The 26,892-nt window shown below is 35.5% G+C and carries 22 protein-coding genes and 1 tRNA gene; 4 read left to right on the top strand and 19 right to left on the bottom strand.

Translation table 11 applies throughout. The features are described from left to right. Positions 1–30: 30 nt before the first annotated feature. Complete coding sequence (gene dusB, locus CLU97_RS17195) at positions 31–1,026, bottom strand: tRNA dihydrouridine synthase DusB (RefSeq protein ID WP_121489017.1); 996 nt, start codon at positions 1,024–1,026, stop codon at positions 31–33. A gap of 114 nt (positions 1,027–1,140) precedes the next feature. After that, on the bottom strand, positions 1,141–4,368 hold the full coding sequence (locus CLU97_RS17190; RefSeq protein ID WP_121489016.1) for a hypothetical protein: 3,228 nt from the start codon (positions 4,366–4,368) through the stop codon (positions 1,141–1,143). 152 nt (positions 4,369–4,520) lie between these two features. Between CLU97_RS17190 and CLU97_RS17185 the strand changes: the two genes are divergently transcribed. Next, positions 4,521–5,429 carry a T9SS type A sorting domain-containing protein gene (locus CLU97_RS17185; protein WP_121489015.1) on the top strand — a complete coding sequence of 303 codons (909 nt, stop codon included), beginning with the start codon at positions 4,521–4,523 and terminating at the stop codon, positions 5,427–5,429. A gap of 158 nt (positions 5,430–5,587) precedes the next feature. Beyond that, positions 5,588–6,400 carry a T9SS type A sorting domain-containing protein gene (locus CLU97_RS17180; protein WP_228437770.1) on the top strand — a complete coding sequence of 271 codons (813 nt, stop codon included), beginning with the start codon at positions 5,588–5,590 and terminating at the stop codon, positions 6,398–6,400. A 61-nt stretch (positions 6,401–6,461) separates the two neighbouring features. Here CLU97_RS17180 and CLU97_RS17175 read toward each other — a convergent pair whose 3' ends face one another. From CLU97_RS17175 to CLU97_RS17140, 8 genes are all read right to left on the bottom strand, one after another. Next, the gene (locus CLU97_RS17175) at positions 6,462–9,284 is read right to left on the bottom strand and encodes an aminopeptidase (protein WP_228437768.1); all 2,823 of its coding nucleotides are present in this window, start codon (positions 9,282–9,284) and stop codon (positions 6,462–6,464) included. Between the two features lie 54 nt (positions 9,285–9,338). Continuing rightward, a complete protein-coding gene (gene pyrF / locus CLU97_RS17170; protein WP_121489013.1) occupies positions 9,339–10,718 on the bottom strand; it encodes an orotidine-5'-phosphate decarboxylase in 1,380 nt (459 codons plus the stop codon). 121 nt (positions 10,719–10,839) lie between these two features. After that, positions 10,840–11,181: a YkvA family protein gene (locus CLU97_RS17165; RefSeq protein ID WP_121489012.1), complete on the bottom strand. Its 342-nt coding sequence runs from the start codon at positions 11,179–11,181 to the stop codon at positions 10,840–10,842. Between the two features lie 83 nt (positions 11,182–11,264). Next, positions 11,265–11,804, bottom strand: coding sequence for a TlpA family protein disulfide reductase (locus CLU97_RS17160; protein WP_121489011.1), 540 nt, complete (start codon positions 11,802–11,804; stop codon positions 11,265–11,267). A gap of 9 nt (positions 11,805–11,813) precedes the next feature. Next, positions 11,814–12,377: a thioredoxin family protein gene (locus CLU97_RS17155; RefSeq protein ID WP_121489010.1), complete on the bottom strand. Its 564-nt coding sequence runs from the start codon at positions 12,375–12,377 to the stop codon at positions 11,814–11,816. A 17-nt stretch (positions 12,378–12,394) separates the two neighbouring features. Continuing rightward, a complete protein-coding gene (gene aroC, locus CLU97_RS17150; protein ID WP_121489009.1) occupies positions 12,395–13,465 on the bottom strand; it encodes a chorismate synthase in 1,071 nt (356 codons plus the stop codon). Positions 13,466–13,515: 50 nt separating this feature from the next. Then, positions 13,516–15,087 carry an LIC_10190 family membrane protein gene (locus CLU97_RS17145; RefSeq protein ID WP_228437766.1) on the bottom strand — a complete coding sequence of 524 codons (1,572 nt, stop codon included), beginning with the start codon at positions 15,085–15,087 and terminating at the stop codon, positions 13,516–13,518. Between the two features lie 119 nt (positions 15,088–15,206). Next, entirely contained in the window at positions 15,207–15,761 is a 555-nt protein-coding gene (locus CLU97_RS17140) for a YMGG-like glycine zipper-containing protein (protein ID WP_121489008.1), read from the bottom strand. Between the two features lie 244 nt (positions 15,762–16,005). Between CLU97_RS17140 and CLU97_RS17135 the strand changes: the two genes are divergently transcribed. Next, on the top strand, positions 16,006–16,446 hold the full coding sequence (locus CLU97_RS17135; protein ID WP_121489007.1) for a hypothetical protein: 441 nt from the start codon (positions 16,006–16,008) through the stop codon (positions 16,444–16,446). Positions 16,447–16,912: 466 nt separating this feature from the next. On the opposite strand, the gene CLU97_RS17125 is transcribed toward CLU97_RS17135, so the two are convergent. From CLU97_RS17125 to thrA, 9 genes are all read right to left on the bottom strand, one after another. Further along, positions 16,913–17,746, bottom strand: a complete 834-nt coding sequence (locus CLU97_RS17125; RefSeq protein WP_121489005.1) for a glycosyltransferase family 2 protein — start codon at positions 17,744–17,746, stop codon at positions 16,913–16,915. A 915-nt stretch (positions 17,747–18,661) separates the two neighbouring features. Continuing rightward, positions 18,662–18,931, bottom strand: coding sequence for a hypothetical protein (locus CLU97_RS17120; RefSeq protein ID WP_121489004.1), 270 nt, complete (start codon positions 18,929–18,931; stop codon positions 18,662–18,664). 110 nt (positions 18,932–19,041) lie between these two features. After that, positions 19,042–19,112, bottom strand: a tRNA-Cys gene (locus CLU97_RS17115). 58 nt (positions 19,113–19,170) lie between these two features. Then, entirely contained in the window at positions 19,171–19,668 is a 498-nt protein-coding gene (locus tag CLU97_RS17110; protein ID WP_121489003.1) for an RDD family protein, read from the bottom strand. Between the two features lie 40 nt (positions 19,669–19,708). Next, positions 19,709–21,073 carry a DUF4403 family protein gene (locus CLU97_RS17105; RefSeq protein WP_121489002.1) on the bottom strand — a complete coding sequence of 455 codons (1,365 nt, stop codon included), beginning with the start codon at positions 21,071–21,073 and terminating at the stop codon, positions 19,709–19,711. A gap of 35 nt (positions 21,074–21,108) precedes the next feature. After that, on the bottom strand, positions 21,109–21,477 hold the full coding sequence (gene folB, locus CLU97_RS17100; RefSeq protein ID WP_121489001.1) for a dihydroneopterin aldolase: 369 nt from the start codon (positions 21,475–21,477) through the stop codon (positions 21,109–21,111). Positions 21,478–21,481: 4 nt separating this feature from the next. After that, positions 21,482–22,786 carry a threonine synthase gene (gene thrC / locus CLU97_RS17095; RefSeq protein WP_121489000.1) on the bottom strand — a complete coding sequence of 435 codons (1,305 nt, stop codon included), beginning with the start codon at positions 22,784–22,786 and terminating at the stop codon, positions 21,482–21,484. Positions 22,787–22,801: 15 nt separating this feature from the next. Then, entirely contained in the window at positions 22,802–23,731 is a 930-nt protein-coding gene (locus CLU97_RS17090; RefSeq protein ID WP_121488999.1) for a homoserine kinase, read from the bottom strand. A 10-nt stretch (positions 23,732–23,741) separates the two neighbouring features. After that, the gene (gene thrA, locus CLU97_RS17085) at positions 23,742–26,189 is read right to left on the bottom strand and encodes a bifunctional aspartate kinase/homoserine dehydrogenase I (RefSeq protein ID WP_121488998.1); all 2,448 of its coding nucleotides are present in this window, start codon (positions 26,187–26,189) and stop codon (positions 23,742–23,744) included. A gap of 334 nt (positions 26,190–26,523) precedes the next feature. On the opposite strand from thrA, the gene CLU97_RS17080 reads away from it, so the two are divergent. Further along, complete coding sequence (locus tag CLU97_RS17080; RefSeq protein WP_121488997.1) at positions 26,524–26,718, top strand: bacteriocin-like protein; 195 nt, start codon at positions 26,524–26,526, stop codon at positions 26,716–26,718. The last annotated feature ends 174 nt before the right edge of the window (positions 26,719–26,892 follow it).

Raw genomic sequence — 26,892 nt, 5'->3', positions numbered from 1 at the left:
AACCATCAGTTTTACTGATGGTTTTTATTTTTATGCCTGTGCCTGAAATTCTTCGTAGAACTGTTGGGTTTCCTGAATTAAGCTATTCATTTCTTCCAATGTGAAAACCTCCAGGAATTTTTTTCTGAACTCCTTAAAGTGAGGAATTCCTCTGAAATAATTGCTGTAATGCTGTCTCATTTCTACCAATCCTAATCTTTCACCTTTCCATTCTACACTCCATTCCGCATGCTGACGAACGGCCAGTAAACGGTCTGAAATTGTAGGTTCAGGTAAATGCTCACCAGTTTTAAAGAAATGCTTGATTTCATTAAATATCCATGGGTAGCCGATAGCAGCACGGCCTATCATGATGCCGTCACATGCGTACTTTTGTTTGTATGCTAATGCTTTTTCAGCTGAATCTATATCTCCGTTTCCAAAGATTGGAATCTCAATATTAGGATTTTGTTTAATTCTTGAAATATGTTCCCAGTCTGCTTCCCCTTTGTACATCTGAGCACGGGTTCTGGCATGTATAGTTAAAGCTTTGATTCCTGTTTCCTGCAGACGTTCTGCTACTTCATCAATATTGATGGTGTGGCTGTCCCATCCTAAACGGGTTTTTACGGTTACAGGCAGGTGGGTAGAGCTTACAACAGCTTTTGTAAGGCGAACCATTAAGTCAATATCCTTCAAAACACCGGCTCCCGCACCTTTGCAGACTACTTTTTTTACAGGACATCCGAAATTGATATCTACCAGATCCGGATTTACGGTCTCCACAATTCTTGCAGACATAGCCATTGCCTCTTCATCTCCACCAAAAATCTGTATACCTACGGGTCTTTCATAATCGAAGATATCCAGCTTTTTACGGCTTTTAATAGCGTCACGAATCAATCCTTCGGAAGAAATAAATTCCGAATACATTAAGTCTGCACCGTGCATTTTACACAAACGTCTGAACGGAGGATCACTTACGTCTTCCATTGGAGCCAGCAAAAGTGGAAATTCCGGCAGTTCTATGTTGCCTATTTTTATCATGGTGCAAATTTACGAAATTTTGAAAAAACAATATTTTATAAATTTAAATAGATATGTATTTTACTTCTGCTGATTTATTTAAGGGATTTTTTATGGAAATAATAACCGTTGGTCTTAGAAACTGGCTTTCACCTGCATACTTCCGATATGAATGGTTCGGTCACCCGAGTTTCTTCCTTCGTAGTTAAGGTTAAGCTGGATAAATGAGTTAATAGCCTGCTGGATGAATACACTCCATACCTGGTTTTTTCCCGGCTTCAAACCGTCCAGCATCTGGTTTCCTACAATGCTGAAATTGTTTCCTGTGAAATTGTTGCTGATGAATGAGAAGTTTCCACGGATAGACGTTTTTCTGCGCTCCCATTGGATGGTTCCTGTAACATCAAAGGCTTTCAGAAGCTCTTCACCATCCAATCTTTGTTTCTGGCGGAAAGCCGAAGATAATTCTGCCTGAATAGCATTTGTGAACTTATAAGTTGCCTTAGGCTTCGTTTCAAAATTATTAAGACGGTAATCTCTGGTTCCAAATAATTGAGAGGAGTTTTTAATATCGTGAACAGAGTTTTCCCAATCTACCCTGAATTCTTTATTAAACCAATACCCGATATTCAGGAAATGAGAAGTCTGCTCACGTTCTTCATTACTGAAATTGGCATTGATGAGATTATCATTGGAGATGAATCTGTAGTTTCCGTTCCAGCCGGATTTGTCTGTCGGATTGAACTGTACGGAAGCAAGGATATTCTGATTTTTAAGAATCTGATCACTGTTCTTTTCAAAAGGATTCAAAACAAGCACTTTATCCTTTTTATAGAAGGAGTTTTGGGAATTTAATGAAATATTGAAATTCCAGCGCTTTAAAAATCCGTTCTCCGAATTAAAAACAATGGCCGGATTGACAAATAAAGCTAACTGTAATTTATTCTTATTGGAAGGAATATACCTCACAGAATTGGTGTAAACACGGATATATTGCGCAAGGTCGGAATATTCTGCAATTTCAAATTCATCCAGCTGCTGAACGCCGTCTCCGTTGTAATCCGTCCATTTGTAGACACCTTGTCCATCCGTTACTTTAATGTATTGGAATTCCCGCTGCGCTTCCTGTCCGTTTCCAAGTTCATAGAAAGCCTGAAGACGCATACCGTTTCTGAAAAGCTGCTGATTGTATAAAATGTTTCCAACCACGAAGTCATTATTTCTGGCTACATCGCCTTCCGCCCCGGAGTAGAAGAATTTTCTGTAATGGATTAAAGCGTTTAAAGTAGTTTTTTCCGTTTTGATAATCTGGCTTTCTGCCATGAATCCCAAAATATGGTTCATGTTCTGAAGCCTGTTATCCCGCACAGAGTCATTATCTCGCATGTATACCTTTGCCAATAGTTTTGTCCTTGTACTGTCACCTATTTTCTTTTGCAGGAAGATTTCTTTCCAGCTGAAACTGGTGACATCCATCAACTGAGTATCATTGTACTTTTTCTCATTGTGCTCCATGCTGCCACCAATTGCCCAGCTTCCTTTTTTACCGGTAAATTCCGTTGAAACTCCTCCACGGATGAACTTGGTGTCCTGAAGAGTAGCATTGGTATTCAATAAGGATAAATTTCCTTTGGTAAAGAATTTTCCGGTAATCCAGCCAAAATCAAGATCGTTTTTAAGTCCTTTGTAAGAATCCTGCTCATTCAGGTAATTAACACGGTAGTTTAGGGTAGATTTATTGTTCCATTTATTCAGGAAACTGAAAATAAACCTGTTCTGAGTTCTCTGATTAAATTCCTGTGCAAGGTTGAAATCTCTGGAGAATTCTACATCATTGATACGATCCAGGATATGAAACTGCCTGTCTATATATTGATATTCGAAACTAGGCGTTCCTTTCCATGTATTTTTTGTAAAACTTTTATTCCCGAAAATACGCCACGCATAGCCCATATTCTGATTAGAATCTTTAGATGAAAATAAATTGACATCATAATTACTAAGGGAAATATCTGCCCCTATTTTTCCTTCATTCAATAAATATTCAGTGTTTAAAGAGAATACCTGAGATTTCTGTGGGGAAGGAAGTTTTCTTACGGCTCTGTAGTCTCCGGCATTAGGCCCTACATATTCGAAAACACGCCCGTTATTGGTAGTCTGAGCTATTTTATAATCTCCCAGATTAGCCCCGAAATAAGTAAACGAAACCTGATAAAGCGTTAAACTGGAATCTGTAGAAAATTCATAGAAATTCCCGGCAGTATTTAATTTATATAAAATTTTATTTACATCATATTCGGTTACTACTCCTGATGGTGCATACATCAAATCAGGGTTGTTTCCGGCTTCTGCAAGGATCTGTTCATCCTCTTTAGAAAGATTTAGAGAAAGAGGAGCATTTTTGTTATCATTTTCCATGAACCAGTTTAGCCCTACTTTAAATTTTTCTCTCTGATGTTCAACTTTTCCGGTAAATAAATATCTTGAATAATTTCTGTTGGCGTAGTTATAAGAAATTGTGATGAAATTCTGTTGGAAAATAGGGCGGAAGCTGGTAAAAGTAACCTCACCCGTATTGTAATTGATAATATAATCCTGGTTTTCTCCACGTTTCATCAAGATACCATCAATGAAAACCTGTTCGGAACCTGAGATAAGGGTAATAAATTGTTCACCATTTTTACCCGTAAGCCGGTAAGGTCCCTGGTTACCCTCAACCCCCTGAAAACGAATTCTGTGAAACTCACTTCGTGCAACCCCGGCCGAAATATCTAAAAATGTCTTATTTTCCTTCCCAAATTCTGTCTGGAACTGAAGTCCCATACTTCGTCTCTGGTATTTGGCAAAATAATTTTTAGCCTCTACAAGATCAAGATGCCCGGCTCTGAGAATAGACTTTTCCTTGATGTTAAGCTGCATATAAATCTTGTCAAACTCTTCCAAGGTCTGTGTGTAACCATCAGCCTGAATAGGAAGATTGTGGTCTGAAATACTGGCTAAAATGGTAACATCTTTGGATAATCTTCCTGAGATCTGGAGATCCATAGAACTTTGTACGGACTGCCCCTGATTATTTCCAAAAGTTATCCCACGGATAATGGAACCTTTTGAATTAAGCTCACCTAGAAATCTTTTTTTATCATTTTTTGCCAGTACAGCTTCATCAATAACAATTTTGTTGTGTGTTCTTATGAAGTCAAGTGTATCTTTTGCAAAAATATCCTGTTCAAGTCTTGCGGCAAGAATACTGTCTCTTTTTATACTGTCTTCAGGGATGTTGGGATTTTTCCACGAGAATACCTGAGCATTTCCTGAAAATATGCCTAAGAAGAAAAAAATGAATACAAGAGTAAAATTCCGCAACTTTTAAAAATAATTCGTAAAAATAATTAAAAAATGTTAACATTAAGGGCTTAACTATAATTAACAAAAACTTAACCTGTTTATTGTACCACCTAAAAAAATAAATGTAGTTTTGTGATGTAAGAAAATTATTAACAACAGAAAATTAAATCATGAAAAAACTTTATTCGTTAGCTATTGTTTTAGCATCAACATTAGCATTTGGTCAAATTAGCTTAACAGCTTCAGGAACAGCATACACAGAAAATTTTGACGGAATGGGACCTACAGGAACAACTTTACCTACAGCTTGGGTATCTACAGCACCTACTGTTCTTGTTTCTAACGGATCTTCAAATTCAGGAGCTATTTACAATGTAGGAACTACAGGAGCTACTGATAGAGCATTGGGTACTTTAGCTTCCAACTCTTTAATTCCTGTTTTTGGGGCATCTTTTACTAATAATACAGGATCTGCAATAACATCTTTAACGATCAGCTATCTAGCAGAGCAGTGGAGAACAGGAAGCAGTAATACAACAAATGAAGTTGTAGCTTTTTCATACAGTACTGATGCAACAAGCTTAACAACGGGTACATGGACTCCGGTTACAGCATTAGATCTTAATGAAATTTTAATAACTACTACTTCAAGTGTACAGGTAGATGGAAATTTACCAGCTAACAGTGCTAGTAAAAATAGTGTGATCTCAGGTTTGAATATTGCTAATGGAGCAACTTTCTGGATTAAATTTACAGATGATAATGCATTAGGTAACGACGGGATGTACGCGGTAGATGATTTTTCATTAACTCCTTCTGCAGGAACTCTAGCTGTTACTGACACTAAAAACAAAAAAGCAGGAAGTTTCGTGAAGAATTCTTTCGTTAAAAATAACGAGATCATTTTCGGATCTGACGTGAAAGATGTAAAAGTTTTCAACATGTTCGGACAGATTGTAAAAGAAGCTTCTGTAAAAGAAAACGGTACAGTAAATGTTGCTGAACTGGCAAAAGGAAACTATATCGTAACAGGTACAGTAAACAACCAGCCGGTTTCTCAAAAAGTTCTTAAAGACTAATTTCTTTTAAACTAAAAATACAAACAGCCGCTTTATTGAAGCGGCTGTTTCTTTATGTGATTATTTGCTGATTTTTAGGTTTTTTTATCTATTTAATTTCTTAATTTGGTGGTATTGTTTTTGATATTTTTATTTCAAATCCATTGCTAAAAATTTTTATGATGAAAAAAATCTTTACTCTTGCAGGGCTTGTATTATTAACGGCCTTTTCGAACGCCCAAATTGTGATCAATGAGATTTATGGCGGTAATGCCAGCTCTGGTGCTGTACTGAAAAATAATTATATTGTACTGAAAAATATTGGAACCAATCTGGTTTCTTTGACGGGAGCAAGTATACAATATGCTCCTGCAATAGGTGCTTTTACAGAATATCATACACTGCCGGATCTTACTTTAGGACCTGATGAAACTTATTTAATTCAGGAGTCTGCTATTGAAGACGGTACCGAAGATTTACCCACACCGAACTTTATTGCTACTACAATCAATAATTTTGACGGAACGCCCAACAAATCTTCAGGACTAAAAATTTCCAGCGTTTCAGGAAAAATAGCCTTAGCGGGAAATATCGTACAGGTTACAGGGCCTTCTGCATCCAATGTACTGGATTTTGTAGGATATGGATCTAATGCAGACCAGTTTAAAGGTGATGGGCCCGCTCCTTCTCCCACTACAACAACTGCTATTAAAAGAACACTTGTAAGCAATGGTGATAATATGGCAGATTTTTCCCTTGAAGGAAGTGTGAAATCAGGATTTGTACAAAATCCTTTTATTAAGGACAGCAAAATTGTCTTCGGAACTGAGGTGAAAGATGTGAAGGTTTATGATACCTTCAGACAGATTGTTAAAAAATCTCCTACAAAACTGGCTTCAAGCCTTGATATTGCAGAACTTCCCAGAGGTACTTATATTGTAACGGGAACTATTAACAATATTCCGATATCTCAGAAAATTATAAAAGATTAGTTTTTAATAAAAAAGGACAGCTTATTTATCAGCTGTCCTTTTATTTTTGTTATCTGTCATCTTAATACCAGCCTCTTCTCGCTGCGTTAATAATCGTTCCGAGATTGAGAATTAAGGTATACCTGATCCGTTTCCCATAATCTTTAAATGAAGGTTCGAAGCCTAAAGAAGACTGTATCGGGAAATAAACTTCAAGAAAATCCGGGATAATTCTTACCTTAACTCCAGTGTCCCATATGAATTTGGCAGGAAGATTTTTATTTTTGTACACCCCGGCATCTGCATACACATGAAATATTTTCCAGATGCTTGAATCTACATTCGCAGAGGTGATCCATTGGTTTACGGTTCCTGGTAAAAATGATTTAAAACCACCGTCAGCTAAGATAAACTGCTGCGAAAGAAGACCGCTGCTGGCACTTTCTCCTAAAAGTGTATAAGAGAATGAATAGTTGGAAACCCTTGAAATACCATAATCGAAAAGGTTATTTCGGGTATTGTTTCTTAAAAAATATCCGGCAAATAAACGTAGGCTGAGTTTTTGTTTTGGAGCAAATTCCCATCTGTAGAAACCTTCCGCTGTTATTTTATTAAAATCTTCCATTCCCTGAGTGCTCAGACTAAAGCTTTTTTCGTGGATCATCTGGCTGTCACTATAACCATACCCGATGCTCCATAGATTATACTTGCTGTAGTCGTTACTGGCGATCATTTTAGGGCTCAGATCTCTTTCAAAATAATTATAGGAAATCCCAATTCCTCTGCTTACTGTACTTCTTGGATTTTTTCTGAAATTAATGGAAGTAGAGATTGACGTCTTTCTGTAAGCCAGATCATAATCATAATGAAAATATGAACCGGACAATCCAAAGGTTAAGCTTCGGATAATACTTTCTGCAGGCAGAATAGAGTAGGAGACCGCTCCTGAACCTGTTAACTTCCCTGTTCCGGTACTGTAAGTAGGGGTAACTGAATACAGGAATTTCTGATCAAAAAAAGATTGGTTTTTTAAGTTGACACCCAAAAGGAATTTATCATACGTATTGTTGAAACGTACTCTTGGGCTGATATAAATTTCGTTATACTCCGGATTTGGAATGTCTTTTATTAATTTAAGCTTAATTTTTTTTGCATTGGAAAACAATCCTTTTGCATAGAGAAAATTATCCCTGTAATTAGATTCAGGGAAAATATAACCGCTGTTTAAGGTGATTTTATAAATATTATCTGAGGCAGGAAGCGTCAGACTGCTCATTCGTTCGTTTTCTTCAGTATCTATCCAATAAGATTTCTTTTCTCCTTCTCTGGTCTCTGTTTCCAATTTTACAGGAATAGATGTATCCGTATTTTTTACAATGTTTATTTGGAGTGAATCGTTTTCTTTTCGGATGTTTTTTAATTTGAAATCAACCCTGTTTTTCTGTTTGAAAAAGTTTGAAAGATAAGTTGTTGATTTATCCTTTTCAGAAAGTGAGGTCAGAAAATCTTCTGGATGTATTCTTTTTCCGGAATTCTTGGAAACATAATCTTTTACAATATCATTAAAACTCTCATATCCCATTTTATCTGCTGAATAATTGAAAAGACTTCCGGTTTCAAAACTGCTTACAGCCATGTCATTGAAATTACTTAGAACAGGGAAATGTTCATCAATTTTCTGATCCAGGTTTTGAAGCATAATATATTGATAGGAAAGCCCATAACGGTCCAGAAGTTTTACTTTGGAGGCGTGGAATAATTTTAAAGGCTTAACCCCGAAGATTTTAGTCTCAGGAAGTGTTCCTAAAAGTTTGGTGTCGGCATAGAATTTTTTAAGATATTGGATTTCCAGGTAAGATTTTAACCCATTTTTGAACCAATGATCTTTTTCTTTATCGGCAATAACAGTTTCATCAAGAATCTTTTTGGTAATGATTCCGAAATAATCCAGATCCGTTTTTTCTGCATTGGTAAATAGCTGGAATCTGAATTTCCAGAAAGTAATATCATTATTTCCGAAAAAGTCTTCTTTCGCTCTGAATTTATCTGAAATAAAAAGACTTTTAGGAAGAAAGCCTAGTCTTTCTCTAAGAAATTTTAATTGTAAGGGAAGGTAAAACTCAAGGTTTTGCTTTTCCTCCGGAGTCAGATTATACCCGAACTTAATTTCGGTTTCCTCTCCTTCAATGTTGGTTTTTATAGAAGGGTAACCAATGGGAGAAATCAGAAACTCAGGATCCGAATCCAGATATCCTTTAAATGAATTCATCTGAATCTGTGGAAGATTACCTTCAACAAAAGTATTGACAGGAATATCAAAATTGACCGTCCAGAAAGTATTAAAACTTACAGACTCCTCAATATCATGATAGTTTCTTTTGGAAATATTGTCCGGATCAAAATGATCCGGAACAATAAAGAAATATTTTAGTACAGTATTTTGAGCGGATGTTCCGTATCCCGTAAAATTTTTATCGGGGAGCTGCATCCTGTATTGCAACTGTAATGTAACGCTTTCGCCAGGTCTCAGTACACTTTTCAGAGGAATAAAAATATTTTCATCCGAAAGTGTATTGACAGGGATGGCTTCATTTTCTGAATTTTTAATATTCAGCTCAAGAAGCTTCCCCAACTGATCACTTTTTGCAAAGTGCAAATCCGTATTCCGGTCTTCCAGTTTTCTGTAGACCAAAGAGGTTCCGCGTCTGTTGTATGCGGAAACCCAATTCAGGAGCTTAACGGTCTGCAGATCTTTTTCAGAATGATTGTAATATACAATTTCCTGATTAATCTCAAGGTTCTTCTTGTCAGGAGACAGTTTTGCTTCAATATAAATACTGTCTTTCTGTGCAGAGACCTGTGCGACTCCCCAGAACAAAATAAGGCAAATGCTGAGCTTTTTCAAATATTCGTGATAAAGCCCAAATATAACTTATTTTGTAGATACTTGAGTAGGATTTTAACCTTGAATTGCTTTTTTATCCAAAGAATTAATATAGGCATTCCATCCTTCTGTCTTATACGTGATGGCAGATGCTTCAGGATCATTGGATTTGTAGATTCCTCTTCCTACAATAATAAAATCGGTGTGCAGTGTTTTGAAAACATGCTCCGGTGTATTATACTGCTGTCCTTTTCCATCTCCTGAATCTGCAAGATTTACCCCTGGAGTGAATAATAAAAGGTCTTCAGGAATTTTATTCTGAGATACGCCACCAATAACATTCGGGTGAGATAGAGCCACTTTTAAAGCTTCTTCACGGTAGCTGGCTGTAGTAAGGGCTCCTTTGGAAGACATTCCAACGATGGCTACAACGCCTACATTTTTGAAACAATCTAATGATTCAAAACCTCCGATTACCTGAGAAGTAACAAAATCTGCCCAATCTGTAATTTTGAAAACCCCGCTTGTGAACTGAAGTTCCTGTGTATTTCCGATGTCTGCAAATTTTCTGTCCTCCATCAATAAAAACTGATGCTTTGCGGCAATTGCTTTTAAAGGAGTGATTGTTTTTTCGTAATCAAAATCAGAAATAATATCGATATGCGTTTTTAAAGCAATAACGTGCGGGCCTACTTTTTCAGCAAGTTCCAAAAGCTCCTGAGTGGTTGTAACATCAGCGGAAGCAATAAGATTTGATTTTTTTGCTAAAGCTGTTTCCAGTAATTTTTTTGAAACAGAATGTTGGGTAGTTTCTAGCTTTTGCTCATAAGAAGATCTGGTTTCTTCTTCAAACTGAATATGGTTCCCCTGAAGGAAATCCTGAATTCTTTTAACCTCTTCATCAGACAATTCTCCGGTTTCCTGAAGAATATCGCAAACTTCTGAAATATTGAAAAGAGTGTGTACTCTATATCCTTTGCTTTCTAAAAGCTGTTTTCCTCCCTGCTCTCTGTCCAGTACCACTACAATGTCAGAAACTTTAAGATCTTCCTGTTCTATTTCAGGAATAGTTTCCAGCAAAGATTTTCCTGAAGTGATTACATCCTCTACCAAAAGACAGTTTTGTCCTTTCTGGTAAATTCCTTCAATCAGTTTTTTGGTACCGTAGCTTTTGGCTTCTTTTCTTTTAATAATTAATGGAATATAGCTTTCCAGAGACATTGCAGTCGCCATAGGAAGGGCAGCATAAGGAACTCCACAGATTAAATCAAAATTATCTAAAGGAAGCATTTCCAATAAATAATTAGCTAGATTCTTTAAAATTTTAGGATCTGAAGCCAAAGGTCTCAGGTCTACATAAAAAGGACTTTCAATGCCGCTTTTCAGAGTAAACCTTCCGAATTTGATGATGCCTAGCTTATAGCACTCTAAGAAGAATTCTTTTTTACTTTCCATTATTTTTTATTAGATGTTGCAAATTTAAGGAATTGAAATAAGGCTCAAAAATTTATCAGTCATTTGTAAATAAAAAACCATCCCGGATTGACCAGGATGGTGTGAAAAATATAATAAACTGTTATTTTACGATTTCAGCCTCAATGATTTGGGCTCCACTGTATTTTTGTTCGGCTTCCCATAATAAAAACTTGTCTACCTCTTTGATGAGCTTAGGAATAGTAATTGACAGAACTGCCAGGTCATCCATTACTCCCAATACCGGTATTACAAATTCAGGAAGCAGGTCAATAGGAGAGAGTACATATAAAATTCCCAGCAAAGGAAGAATAATGTCTATGGACTTCATTGGATAAACTCCTTTTCTCCACATATTAACCATTCTGAAAATATCAGGGATCTTTTTGATAAAGCCCTTATGATTGATGGCCTCTTTTGCAATATGTAATTTTGAATATTTCATTTTGTGTTAGGATTTAATAAATTTTTCAACGTTATAAAATTCGCAAATCCTGTACCAATAAATTATAAAATTTAGTTAAAATATTATTTGATAATATTGTCAATGAACTGATGCACAGTCTCTGTGTTCCAGTCTTTTGTAGCATCCTCTTTAATAAGGATTCTTCCATGCTTATCCAAAAGGAAAGTAGTAGGGAAAACCTTAGGAAGTATTTTCTCAGAAATAGGGCTTTGTGCAATATATACTGGTACGGTATAGTTGTTTTCTTTCAAAAACTTTCTTACATCCTCTTCCTTGTCATTCATAGCAATCAGCACAAAATCTACATGATCTTTTCTTGAATCATACAGTTTCTGGATGGAAGGCCATTCTTTTCTGCAAGGAGGGCACCATGTTCCCCAGAAATTAAGGAACACCCCTTTGTCCTTAAAGTTTTTAAGATTGGTGCTTGGCGCATTAATTCCTTTAAGTTCTATATCATAATCTTCTTCGCTGATGTGAACAGCATTTTCAATGGTAGCTACCGGAAAGAATGTATCCTTAAGGAAATTTCTTATCCCGGGTACAAATGCAACAATACCAATGATTGCTACGATTACAATATAAATGATACTTTTTTTCATGTCTCTTTTTTATAGAAGATCTAAAATTTCCTGAACAGCATCTTTTCCTCTGTTTTTAGCATAATATATCTGCAGATCATTATAGAACATATCTTTTGAATAGGTTTCAGGATCGGCTTTATATTTCATCAGGAGCTCATATCCGTACTTTGGACGCGGGCCCCATGAGTTTTTTACATTCAGGTCTTTGTCAAGGATAATTACTTTAGGAATAGATTCCGTACCATTCGTCAGAAACTGATTGATTAAGCTTTTATCACTGTCTCTCAGGAAAACTCTTACTTCATTATGTCTTTCAAAAAACCTGAAAAGAGCAGGTACCGTTGCGCTGGCATCTCCGCACCATGCTTCGGAAATAATTAAAATCTTTCCGTCAAAGTTTTTGGCAGCAAGTTCTTTCAGCTGATCTTCATCCGGAACGTATTTTTTTACCGTTCTGTCCATTCTCTGAAGACCAAGCTCGTAATATTGTTTATAGTCAAGTTCCTGTTGGTTGGCAGGATTTTCTAATCTTTCTTTTGCAATCTGAAGATACTCTTCAAAGGAAATCCCTTTATCCCAGTAATTTTTCATTACCAAAAATATTTATGTTAAAAATTATTGATGTTTCTTGTTTTGTTGATCAAAAACAGGTCTGCCAATACAAATGCAGCTAGACTTTCCACTACAGGAACGGCTCTTGGAACTACACAAGGATCGTGACGGCCTTTTCCTTCTACGATGACAGGATTTCCGTCTTTATCAATACTGTCCTGAGGTCTCAATATTGTGGCCACAGGTTTGAAGGCTACACGGAAATAGATATCCATTCCATTAGATATTCCTCCCTGAATTCCTCCTGAAAGATTAGATTTTGTAGTAAAATCTGTATTGAAAGCATCATTGTGCTCTTTTCCTGTCATTTTGGCACCACAGAAACCACTTCCATATTCAAAACCTTTACAGGCATTGATATTCAGCATTGCTTTTGCCAGTTCGGCCTGAAGTTTTGAAAAAATAGGTTCACCGATTCCAACAGGAACATTTTTAATCACGCAAGTGATGGTTCCGCCGATTGTATTACCTTCTTTTTTGATCTCTTTGATTCTTGCAATCATCTTTTCTGCTGTTTCAGCATCTGGACAACGAACGTCATTGCTTTCGGTTTGAGAAAAATCTAGAGCCTGATAAGGTTTTTCGCAGAAAATATCACCTACGGAAGATACGTAAGCGTTGATCTCAATGTTGGGTAAAAGTTGTTTGGCAAGTGCACCTGCTACTACCCAGTTCATTGTTTCTCTTGCAGAAGATTTTCCACCGCCACGGTGATCCCTGAAGCCAAATTTCTGGTCATAGGTAAAATCAGCATGACTTGGACGATATGCGCCTGCTATATGATCATAATCTTTCGATTTCTGATTTTCGTTTTCAATGATAAAACCAATTGGGGTGCCTGTTGTTTTTCCATCAAAGATTCCGGAAAGAAACTTTACTGTGTCACTTTCTTTTCTTTGTGTAACAATTGCTGACTGGCCGGGTTTTCTTCGGTTCAGTTCGTACTGAACCTGATCGAGATCTACCGTTAAACCTGCCGGAAAATTATTGATGATACCGCCATAAGCCACTCCGTGACTTTCTCCAAATGTTGTAAGACTAAGAAGATTACCTAATGTGTTGAACATATTACAAAATTACCTTTTTTTCTTCAGATAATAAAGTTTCTGGATTTGTTCTATTTATCAGTGTTTTTGATATTATTGATAACTTTTTGAGCTTCCTTTTTTTCTTCCGGAGTCATTTTTTTCCAGATAAAACCTTTTTTGAGATCATTTTTGTCTAAAAGCTGAGGGAAAATACCTGCTTTTGCATCATCAAAAATATAGCTTGAACTAATAGCTGGAATGGGAGTATCAAAACTATAAGGATAGTTATGGGAAACATTGAAATTAAAATTTCCGACTTTATATGGATCAAACTGATGATATTCGTAGGTTGAAGGCTGATAAAGCTGTTTCTTTTCAAATCCTGCCATAAAACTTCCTACTCTGAAACTTGGAATATATCTTTGAATAAATTCAGGAAAGGATAATATTGAGATAAAAAATAAGCTGAGCGCTGAAAAGACTATAATAGATTTCTTCTGATTGAAATATTCATACAACAGCACGAAAAATATCACAAAAAATACATCTATAAAAAACCTGTATTGAGCAGAAAAAGCGAGGATTAATATACTTTTTATCAATATTGAGATGCAGATCAGTGTGATCAGTTTTTTCTTTTTTATCCAGGCAAAGGCTGAGAAAATAAGTAAGCTCAGCACAAAAAGAATATTGATTTTGGATTTGATCCCTTCCAGAGAAAACCAGTTTTTGATATAATCTCCTGTTGAAAATTTCTGAATTTCCTCATACGTATACTGCATATCATAGGTTTTCATGATCGCAAATTGTGATGAGGTTTTTAGCACTTCCGGATTAGGTTTCCAGGATGCTCCAAAATCGCCTATAGCTACGGGAAAAACAGGATAACCGAATACCCAGATGTTTTTCACAAAGAAAAGTAAGAGAATGATAATTCCTAAAAATAAAGGTCTGAAGCTGTTCTTAAAAATAAATACCGAACTTAAGAATGTTAGTGCAGGCAGCCATATCATAGTAGGTTTTATCGCAAAAACAAATACCGAAAATGCAAAAAGGAGTTTGGTATTTCTGTTTCCTGCTATGGCTTCATTTAAAATAATTAGAGAAAAAATAATAACAGGCAGATCCGGGCTTGGCGACTGTGAAAACAGTAATAATATAGGAAGAAAACAAAGCTGGATCCAGCTTTTTCTTTCAATGATATAAATGCTGTAGATGATGAGCAGTATGGAATTGATTCTCAAAAACGGATCGGAGAAATTAGAAAATCCTGCCTGAAAAATATGCCATAGCGACATTTGCCCCAGCGTGAGGTCTATATTTGAAATTCCTTTTACCAGTCCATATTCTGTAAGCCATTTCAATGTAGGAATATAATATCCGAAATGATCTAATATATAAGGATAAAAAGAACCAGAGAATAGAATAGTAAGTGAGCTTACCCCTAATAATGCATAGTCTTTTTTTGAAAGCAGACAGAACTCCTGATAGAGTTTATTTTTAAAGAAAAAGAATAATCCCAACAGGATGGAAGGGAGTTCTATATTGATATTTAAAGGAATGAAAAAAGAAATAAATGTCCATATCAGGCTTATTCCCATGATTCCTGATAAGATTTTTCCTGAGATTCCCTGAAATAAAGGGCCCCATATATTTTCCATGATTTTTCCCCAGCCCATCAGGATTGGAATGATAAAAATGGAAGAAAACAGAATTAATACCATAAAAAAAGATTGCTTAAAAGTAAGCAATCTTTATATTTTATCCTTAAAAATATTTATTAACGGGGTTGTACCCTTCCGTCTTTTCTATCCTGTGATCTACCGATGGTATATCCTGTAGCTCCTCCTACAACACCGCCAATTACAGCTCCTAATCCTCTGTTTTTCTTAGCAATCAGGGCTCCGGCAGCAGCTCCACCTACAGTGCCGATGACGGTTCCTTTGGCAGCCTTACTCCATCCTTTTTTCTGGGTAGTTCCCTGTGAAGTACCACTTCCGTTGTTGGCATAACTTCCATTGCTGCTTCCTCCTGAATTGGAATTTGAGCTTCTGTCTCTATATACTGTTCTTGTTTCTCTGATTACTTGTGGTCTTGAATTATTTTCAGCAGCAATTTTTGCTTTTTTGCTTTCGGATATGCTGTCTGCTTTTTTCTGAGCTTCATAGACCATTTTTTCCTTTTCAATAGCCAGTTTTTGTTTTTCTATTTCAAGTTGTCTGGCCTGAAATTCAAGCTTTTGTGCTTCCAGTGACTTTTCTGCAACGCTGTCATCTTTCTTGCAGGCCGTCATTAACAAGACGGATAAAAAACCTGCTAATACTATCTTTCTCATAATTCAAATTTTAATACGATAAAGCCAAAACGGCTTTGATTTTAATTTTATTTTCAATTATGAAGCCAAATTTTAGTTAATGAGTGTTAAAATTATTATTAAACAACCAATATGATTTTTAATAATGTATTGCTTTATATTGCTGGTAAGGTGTTTCAAGGGTATTTGTAAATTTTAATTCACTGATAGTTTTTATTGAATTCATATAAGTTGATTACTTTTGAACTACCAAATTACTTTTAATATGAAAAAATCAATTTTTACAGTCTCAGCATTGATTGGATTGCTGACTGTTGCAACGTCGTTTTCCTCCGGAGAAATAGTAGAAGGCAATAAGATTTGTTCAGAAGTGTCTGATAAGGCTCCAAAGGCGCAGACTTACAAAATCCGTTATGGACTTCTTTCTAAAAGTGGTACAAAAATTCTTTCAGGAAATTACGATGTAGGAAGTTTTATTGCTGAAAACATGACTACAGGAGAAGTGTATGATACTTATTATGGCGGTGGATTCCAGTCGGTTCCACAATATTATGATGGTCTTCCGGCAGGAACTTATACCTTTTCTGCCATGCAGGGACAGGGTGGTTGGGTAGGTTTTGGAACGGTAGTTGCTACAGTTTCAGACGCTCAGGTAGACTCTGACGGATATATCACGGTGTATATTCCAATTGTTTGGGAGGAGTAGTGTTTGTGAGCGCAAAAATATTTAGATAAATTTACCCTTCCAGAAATGAAGATTTTTCTTTAGAAAACCCATAATTCCTGATGACATTGTTTGGAATTTTATAGGATTATTATAATAGTCTAAAATCATGGTTAATTTAATCTTCAGGATGCAGTTTGACTCTTATTGAAAGTATTCATTCTCCAGTTCCGGTCTTATCTTATATTTTTCTCTTGAAGAAATATAGTAAAAAAGGGTATGCTGAATGATTCTAACATATTCTGTTTGGATTTTTCTAAATAGATTTTTTTCATCATTTGTGTTTTTTAGGCCTCCGTTAGGGGGCCTTTTGCATTTATTTTTGTTTTTAATCTCAAGTTTATGATTCTGCTCATATAAAAATTGTATAGGAGATGGTATATTTGATAAAAACATTCCATTCCATATTTTATCAAAAAGGCTCCTCATTTCGAGAAGTCTTTTGTTCTTATATATTGTCTAAAGTGACTTTTATTTTGCTGATTAAGCGTTCTATTCGATTGTTCTGATAATTAAGAAGTTCAAAGATTTCCTGTGAATTGGTGAAAATTTCAGGAACAGTTTTATTGTTAATTACTTTAAGCCCCCGTCTCTTCATAGTCTCATGAATTACCCTGGCAAACGATTCTTTTGCACTTTGTTTTGATGTATCCTGGGAAATTCCATGGGGGTGAATTCTGTATAAATATAAAGGTTCTTTGAGGTATTTCACTTCTCCCTGTTCTAATATTTTTAAGTAAAGATCCTGATCCACTGCATTTTTCAGGTTAGGATTGATTCCTTTGGTCCTTAAATATGTTTCCCTTTTGAATGTAAAGAAATGAGCAACCTGAATAGGACAATTGAAAAAATAACGGTCGTTGTAAATCTGTTTGGTACCGGCATATGTGCTTTCGGGAGTAAGGTTTTCATCACAAAGTCTCATTTGGGAATAAACAGCTACCAGATCATTTTTGTGTATAAATTCATGAACGATTTTTTCAAGAGCTTGAGGATAAATAGCGTCATCCGGATCCAGATAAGCACACAAATCTCCTTGGGCATATTGTATGCAGGCTGCTTTTGTAAACCCACAACTCTGATTAATGTTGTTTTGATAAAGTTTGAAACGGGAGTCGTTGGTAATCAGAGACTGTATCATCTCTACTGAATTATCTGTAGAAGCATCATCAATAATAATTACCTCCCAGTTTTTATAGGTTTGGTTAATTAATGAATGATAGCATTCTTTAAAATACTTTCCATTATTATAGTGGGCTATAAGTATAGAAAATTTTATCACGTTCTTTTGAATTAATAATGTAAAATTATAAAATAATGCAGATTAAAAACTTAACATGAATCATGGCGTATTTAATATTTTTTTAATATATTTTAAATGTTATGAGTGTGTATTTTTCTTAAAATACCATTTATGAGTGTGAAAATTGTGAAATGTTTGAAATTGACCCAGCGGTTGATGAGTCGTTAAGTATTCTTTATTGTCCTTTTTTGAGAAATATAGTCTGTCACTAGGGAAATGCTCAATGTAAAAGAAATAATAATTTTATGATTATACTCATAAAATAAAAAGTAAGACTGGTATATCTTTGGTGATAGAATTAATAGATAAAGTAATTTTTATCTCTGAAATAAAATTTTTTTTCATCATTTGTGTTTTTTGAGGCCTCCGTTCCAGGGGGCTTTTTTTATTGGTCTTTCTGTGGCAGATGATATACTTTATAAAATTTTCAATATTAAAAAATAGGAATATGATATTGTTTGAATTAATCTGATTGATTTGAATAGAGGATAAAGTGTCAGTTGAGTACGGATTTATTTTTTTTGATGTTTCAAATAGACATTGGGAAAAGATTTATTTCATGAATATTAATTTTATTGTATTAAAATGTAAATTATTTTTTTTCCAATACTTTGATGGTGATGTTGTATTTGTCTGAATTAATTATAAATAATTATGAGGCTATTTTTAAAACATCAATAAAATAGGTTTAAAATGCTAAAATGACAAATGTGATTTTGCAGGAATAAATTAGTTTTTTTATCAAATTTGTTATTCTTGGCACGATTTTTCAATATAGAAATATAACTCATGTTTAATTTGAGTTTTCATGGTTATTAGTTTTTATCCTCGGAATTTCCGAGGATTTTTTTTGGCTTATCATAAAAAATCCCCACCGAATGGCAGAGATAGGTATTAAGGTAAATTTGATAAATCGTCTAATTTGCTTTCTAAAGTCAGAACTTCAGCGGTGTTGTACTGGTCTGTTTTGTCAAGCAGGTGCCCCAGATAAATGATAAGAGAGTCTATATTCCTTCTTGAAATAAAAATATTTTCTCTTTGCATTTCTTCTTCTATTTCCTCCACATAATCTATTTCTTCCTCATCCATTCTGTCTTGTAATTCTTTCTCATGCTTTATGGCTGCCAGTATCATGCTTTTTTCTTCCAGGGTAAACTGTATCATCGGTATTGGTTTTAATATTATTGTTTTTTGATAAATATAAAAATATATGGATGATAATCTTATAAAAATAAGCACAAAAAAACCTCTAAATAACTTAGAGGTTTTTTCTGAGGTACCTAGCGGATTCGAACCGCTGTAGATGGTGTTGCAGACCACTGCCTAGCCGCTCGGCCAAAGTACCATTTTTACCATTTTTGAGGTGTGCAAATATAGTAAAATTTCTTTATGAACAAAAGTTTTTAAGCAATTTCTTTCTTCCCAAGATCCTCTATTTCGCTTTTTGCTTGAATTTCAGCCTGATAATTTTTGATGTTAATTACTCTTGTATCACTCCATGTGTCATGCCATCCGTTTACCCCAAGAAATGATAGGCCGTCAAAAGGAACAATTCTGGATAGAGTTCTGTAAACAATTTGTTGAGTAGTTGGTTTCGTACCGTCTGTACTGATTACTTTGGTTCCTGTAATATACTTTGCAACGGTTCTTCCATCTAAATAGTTTTCCATCAAAAAATAATAAAGGCAATAATTGAAATTTCCAATCAGGATTTGCCATAATAAATTTCCATTACTATAGAAGTAGAAAAACTCAATTGAAGTGGCCTCATAAAGAAGATTAGAAACAGAAGAGAGGATATAATTAACAATATATAGAACTATAAGATCCAGAAAATTATTAGCAAGTCTGATCCCTGATGAGGCTTTGTTATATTCAACAACATTTAGAATTCTTTTCATAATTGGTTATTAGTTTTTAGTTTAGTTTTTATTTGAAGTTTTAAAATCCGTTGACCAATAATTTTAATGAAGCATTGGTGTCAATAACGGCTGTGATTCCTGTATTGCTGAGCAGAATTTTACTTGGTTTAAGATTAAAAACTTTTCCGTTCATCTTTAATCCTTTATAATATTCTTTGTTAAAGGCCTCTTCAATACTTTTTCTTGAGGCTTCTTCCAGTTCCTGAGTCGGAATGCCATATTCCTCTTCAATCATTTTTACAATTTTTCCCTGGAACAGGAGTGAAGCTGTTTTTTGAAGAATATTGGTAGTTTTCAGTTTAAATTTCGTTTCAGATAGAACAATTTTCCTTTTTGTTTCATCATATACCGGAATTCCTGAAATAATGGAAGTTCCTTTTATATAGCCATCGGTTTGAGCTTCAATAACTACTCTGTTATCCAACCCGTATACTCGGATGTCTGTTACTTTTACCTTAGAATCACGAACATCAAACTCCTTGTTCAGGAAAGTTTTTCTTGCCATATTACTCGCTTCTGTAAAGGGAATATTGGCTGTTGTCTGTAAAATAAATTTGTCTGCAACAGCAGGAGTGGAGTTAAAATTAGCAACACTGGTGACGGGTGAAGAAGCTGCGGGTTTATTTCCAGTAAAAGTTTCAGAGTAAATATCCACACCAAGCGTAGCACTGATCTGGTTTCCATAAAATTTCAAAGGAGTGATATTAACTGCCACAGGGCTTACTTTCAGCCAAGTATTATATTCTTCCGAAATATTAAATGGCTGCAAAAAAGTATTCCACGCCATTAAGGCATATTGCTGGAAGTTCAGTTGCGTAGCCATTTGCTGGTCAATTGTTTTACAGAATTTTTCCTGTTGCTCTTTTAAACTTTTTTCAACAATGGAAGTGATAGGAACCTGTATCCTTCCATAATCAAGCACCGGTTTGGTTACCCATCTGAAACCGTTGGGCTGGGTATTGGTAGTAATGGTCCAGTTATTTTTAAAAGTAACGGTGGTATTGAAAGACATTACTGTTTCAAAAGTGGTATTCTGATACGTGTAAACCCCCAAAGTACCGATTCCTTTTTCTGCCCATATTTTTAAGGGAACTTCAATCAGTAAATTCTGGCTGGTTCCTCCTACAAGTCGGATGGGTCTTGTCTTCCAAACTTTTACTTTGAACTGATCATTGTTGTTATCCGTATAAGAATCATCCTGATAAACCAGATCTTTCACAGAAGCATTGATCATATTACTTAGTTCGGAAAGAGGAATCGTCACTGGCATCGTAATGCTGGATTTGATCTTAGGGAAGTTATAAGCTGCCAGCTGATTATCAACACCGGTCTGGCCAAAAGTACTGATCCCTATTGCTAAAAATAATATTTTAACGAATTTCAATTTGTATGTTTTTTAATGAAACGAAAATAAGCATTTTAATTTTCCGGTTTAAAGCTCTTTTCAAGCTCAATGCTGGCACCTCTCATTTCTCCCTGCATGGGTGGAGCTGTTTTCGTTATTTTTAATTTAATATAATCGACCTGTGGAAAGCTGTCGTGAATTTTGGTGATGATTCTTCCAGCCACATGTTCCAGTAATTTGGACTTTATTTTCATTTCCTTGTGGAGAATATCATTGATGTCTGCATAGCTTATAGTGTCATGCAAATCGTCTGATAGGGCAGCTTTCCACAGATCGGTATGAAGTTCTGCATTCAGAATATAATAGGTTCCGATGATGTTTTCTTCGGGAAGTACACCATGGTATGCATATATTCTTACATCTTCAAGATATATTTTGCTCATTGCTTCAGATTTTATGAAGCAAAAATCGTTTTAATTCTTCAAAATCTGAATTTATTTCTACAGTTTTTTTCTCCTTCTTCATAAGTTCATTCAATGATTCCGGAATTTCAATCTGGGTATGAATCGTTTTTTCCACCGCATCAGGGAATTTTACCGGATGTGCGGTACCCAGAATAAATCCTTTTTGTTCAGGATTTTCTTTCAGATATTTCTCTATGGCAGCAAATGCTACAGCGCTGTGAGGTTCCAGAATATATCCGTATTTCTCATAAACTTCCGTGATGGTGCTCATCGTTTGGTCATCATCAATAGAATAAGCTGAAATTTTATTTTTTAATGTTTCAAACTGATGCCCGAAAAGTTCCAATATTCTTACAAAATTACTGGGATCTCCTACATCCATGGCATTGGATAGAGTAGCAACAGCTTTTTGCGGCTGGTAGTTTTGAGTTGTAAAATAATCCGGAATGACATGATTGGCATTACATGCAGCAATAAAATGACTGGCAGGCAATCCTCTGAAATGAGCCAGCAGCCCGGCACAGATATTTCCGAAATTTCCGCTTGGTACGCAGATTACAGGTTGTTCTTTATACTGTTGAATCCATTGTTTTAAGGCTATTAAATAATAAATCTGTTGCGGAAGCCATCTCGCAACATTAATAGAATTAGCAGAAGTCAAAAATAACTGGCTGTTGATTTCCTCATCCGAAAAAGCCTGCTTTACAAGACGCTGACAGTCATCAAAACTCCCGTTGACTTCCAATGCTGAAATATTTTCTCCTAATGCAGTCAGCTGTTTTTCCTGAACCGGGCTTACCCTGTTTTTTGGATATAAAATAACTACATTAATCTGCGGGATTTTATAAAATCCATGGGCAACAGCTCCTCCTGTATCTCCTGAAGTGGCGACAAGAACAGTGATTTTTTTCTTTTGATCTTTCATGAAATAAGACAGGCAACGGCTCATAAATCTTGCACCAATATCTTTAAAAGCTAAGGTAGGGCCATGAAATAATTCCAATATAGATATCTGTTCATTGATTTTGACCAAAGGAATTTCAAAACTGACGGTTTCTGCCACAATTTCTTTTAAGATTTCTGGAGGAATTTCATCTCCTGCAAAATCTTTCATGCATCTGTACGCAATTTCTCCATTAGAATACTGGTGAAGATTTTGAATAAATTCTTTATCAAACTGAGGAATGTTTTCAGGGAAAAACAATCCTTTTTCTTTTCCCTGACCTTTTATAGTGGCCTCTTTGAATTCAATTTTTTCCGAATGGTCTTTTAGATTATAGTATTTCATTTCTGTTTTTTATTGTTAAATTTCTTCTTCAACGATTTGAATTCCTCCCGGATTTATTTTTGAGACGTAGACGAAACTTTCTATGTCAATTTCATCATAGATAGATTTCATCATCTGGGCAATTTTTTCTGCAGTTTCTTTTTGCTCAGAAAGCATAAAAATTGAAGGTCCTGAACCGGAAATCCCTCCTCCCAAAGCACCTAATTGAAGACTTTTTGCTTTGATTTCGTCAAATTTCGGAATCAGAATACTTCGGACAGGTTCTATAATGACATCGTTAAGGCTTCTCCCAATTAATAAGAAATCATTTTTCTGAATTCCTGCCACAAGTCCTGCTATATTTCCCCATTGTTCAACAGCATTTTTTAAAGATATATTTTTCTTTAAAATTTGCCTTGCATCTGAAGTTTTGACTTCCACCTGCGGATGTACAGCTGCGACAAATAGATCAGGACTATTTAAAGGAATAATATCAATAGGATTGGTAGATTTTACCAAAGTAATTCCACCATAGATGCAGGGAGCGATATTGTCTGCATGACGCACTCCTGAAGCCAGCTCTTCTCCAAACATGGCAAAATGAACCATTTCCTCTTTGGAAAGTTTGTTTCCTAATAAAAGATTGGCTCCCAAGGCGGCTCCGGCGGCACTTGCTGCACTGGAGCCGAGCCCGCTTCCTGGTTTTATATGTTTATGGATAATGACTTCAAAGCCTTTTTTCAGGTTAAAATATTCCTGAATTTTTAGCAAGACAACTCCCGCAACATTTTTGGAAGGTTCTTCTGGGAGTCCGAAAGCGTCAGTATGTTTTATAATGATTTCAGGGGTTTCCAGTAACCGAAATTCCATTTCATCATAAGGATCATGTACTGCCATTCCCAGAATATCAAATCCACAAACCAAATTGGCAACAGTGGCGGGTACTTTTAATTTTACTTTTTTCATAAATATATTTTTAGATGGAACGGATAATATCTGCAAAAACTCCACTTGCTGTTACATCAGCCCCGGCACCTGCTCCTTTTACGACTAATGGCTGTTCAGAATATCTCAGGGTTTTAAAAATGACAATATTGTCTTTACCGTAAAGGTGAAACAGGTCACTTTCCGGAGCAATATGCTGCAGACCTACTTTGGCTTTTCCATCTTCAAATTCTGCCACATATTTTAAAATTTTTCCTTCGGCTTTTGCCTTATTCAATAAGTTTTTAAAATGCTCTTCATACACTGTAAGTTTCTCATAAAAGTTATCAACACTTCCTTGCATACATTCTTCCGGAAGAAAACCGATGTTTTCAATTTCCTCAAATTGAAGTGGATATCCGGCTTCTCTTGCCAGAATTAAAATTTTTCTTGCCACATCTGTTCCGGACAGGTCAAGTCTCGGATCCGGTTCTGTATACCCCTCTTTCTGAGCCTGTGCCACTACTTCAGAGAATATTCTGCTGCCCTCATAATTATTAAAAACAAAATTCAGTGTTCCACTTAATACAGCCTTGATAGATTGTATTTGATCTCCGCTTTTGATGAGGTCGTTGATGGTTCCTATGACAGGAAGCCCTGCGCCCACATTGGTTTCAAAATAAAATTTGCAGCTGTGGTTTCTTGCTGTATTTTTTAAGGTTTTATATTTTTTAAAATCTGAAGAAGCTGCAATTTTATTACAGGCCACAATGTTCACACTTCTTTTTAATAAGCTTTCATACACTTCAGGAATGTCAGGACTTGCAGTTACATCAACGAAAACAGAATTCCTAAGGTTTCTGCGGATAATTTCATCAGCAAATTCTCTGGCAGAGGCTTTTTCACCCTGCTGGTTCCAGTTAAGATAGTTTTCCTTTGATATTCCCTGATCTGAAAACAGCATATGACGGCTGTTTGAAATTCCTGCAATTCTCAGATTGATCAAAAAGTTTTCCTTTAAATATTCATTTTGATCATAAATCTGCTGGATCAGTTTTGAACCTACATTTCCTGTTCCACTGATATAGAGGTGGATTTGTTTAATTTCGGATTCAAAAAATTCTTCGTGAAGGACGTTCACTGCTTTTTTACTGTCCTTTGCTGAAATAACAATACTGATATTTCTTTCTGAAGACCCCTGCGCAATCGCTCTTATATTGATTCCGTTATTTCCAAGGCACCCAAACATTTTTGCACTCACCCCGCTTCTGCTTTTCATATTTTCTCCAACAATCGCAACAATAGAAAGGCCTGTTTCTATTTTTACAGCATACACTCTTTCCAGGTTGATATCATCAGCAAAGGTAGAATTGATTGCATTTTCTGCCCTCAAAGCTTCTTTTTCTTCAATAGCAATTGTGATGGAATGTTCTGAAGATCCCTGTGTAATAAGGATTATATTTATTTTTTCCTGGCTTAAACACTGGAATAATTTTGCTGAAATACCCGGAATTCCTACCATGCCGCTTCCTTCTAAGGTAAGCAGAGCAATATTGTTCATGTTTGAAATTCCCACGGCAATTTGCTTTTCATCTTCAGAGGATTTCAGTTGATGGGAAATTAAAGTTCCCTGTGCTTCCGGATCGAAAGTATTTTTGATGATCAGGTTTATATTTTTTACCATCACGGGCTGAATGGAAGGAGGATAAAGCACTTTTGCCCCGAAATGAGACAGTTCCATTGCTTCATGATAAGATATTTCCGAAATAGGTTTAGCATTGGAAGCCAGTCGAGGATCAGCAGTCATCATTCCGCTTACATCTGTCCAGATCTGAAGCTCTTCTGCATGAATAGCCCCTGCAATAATCGAAGCCGTATAATCTGATCCGCCTCTCCCTAAGGTCGTTGCATTATTTTTTTCGTCATGGGCAATAAAACCCGGCCCTATAATGATACGGTTCTGATTTTCGTCCAGAAAACGGATGATATTTTTTTCGGTGGTATCAAAATCTACTTTTGCATTGGTAAAATTGCTGTCGGTTCTTATCAGCTCGGCAGAGTTCATCCATATGCAGTCTAGTTTCTCCTGCTTTAGTTTTGCTGCAATAATATTTGAAGACAGAAATTCTCCGTAAGAGGCAATTTTATCTTTAATTCTGTCTGTTAATTCGCCAAGGACAGCAATTCCGTTGCAGAGATCCTCAATATCATTGAAATGCTTTTTTACAAAGCTTAACCATGAACTTTGTTCTGCGATCGGAAAAAGTTCTTTTACCAGGCTGATATGTTTTTCCTCAATATTCTGAACAATCTGAATATAACTTTCATCTTTTACTGAAGCATATTCTGCTGCTTTAATCAACTGATCAGTAACGCCATGTAGAGCTGATACTATAACTACAACTTTGCTTTTTAAAGATTCACTTTTTATGATGTTTTTCACCAGTAAGATATTCTGAGAATGGGCGACTGATGTTCCGCCGAATTTTAAAACTTTCATCAATTATTTTTTTGAAGTTGGATAAAAAGAAGTGGTTACTCTTTAAAAAAAAGAGTAGGGGTGCCGGAAATAATATGTGAAAATTTACCCCGTTATGGGGTAGTTGTTGTAGTTGTGAATGTAGAAACACAAGATATGCCTGAAATAGGTGATTTCAGGGCAGAAATATCAGATATGTTTCTTAATAAATTCATTGTAACAGGACAAATGTACAAATTATTTTGAAACAGCCAAGTTTTTAATATAATAAAATATATTTCCTTTTTTAGAGATGTATTTGGTGTAATTGATTAAAAATGTTACATTTATAATGTTAACTAATAACGAAATAATCATGAAAAAATTAAAGAAATTAAACCGTTTCAATTTGAAATCAATTAGTGGAGGAGATGTCAACAACTGTTTTGAGAATTGTCCTGCCGGGCCATACGGGCCTGGTGAACCAAGATCGTGCGCAGATTATTATGCTTTACCGGAATGCTGTAAAGGAAGAGTACTGGTAAGTTTTGAATGTTTTGGCCCTTACTAATTTAAGTAATGAAAAAATATCAATACCTTGTTTAAACTTTTATTTTTTGAACCATAAAGAAGAGATAATAAGAGATTTAGAATATTAAGATGAGCTTTGTCTTACGTTTAAAAAATCAAAGTGATGTTATCTTAACTGTACTCTACACCTTAAAAAATACTTAATGGTTTACAA

The sequence above is a fragment of the Chryseobacterium sp. 7 genome (genome assembly GCF_003663845.1).
Classification (GTDB): Bacteria; Bacteroidota; Bacteroidia; order Flavobacteriales; family Weeksellaceae; genus Chryseobacterium.
The sequence above is the reverse complement of the archived record's forward strand: the minus strand, read 5'-3'. Positions and strand labels throughout refer to the sequence as shown.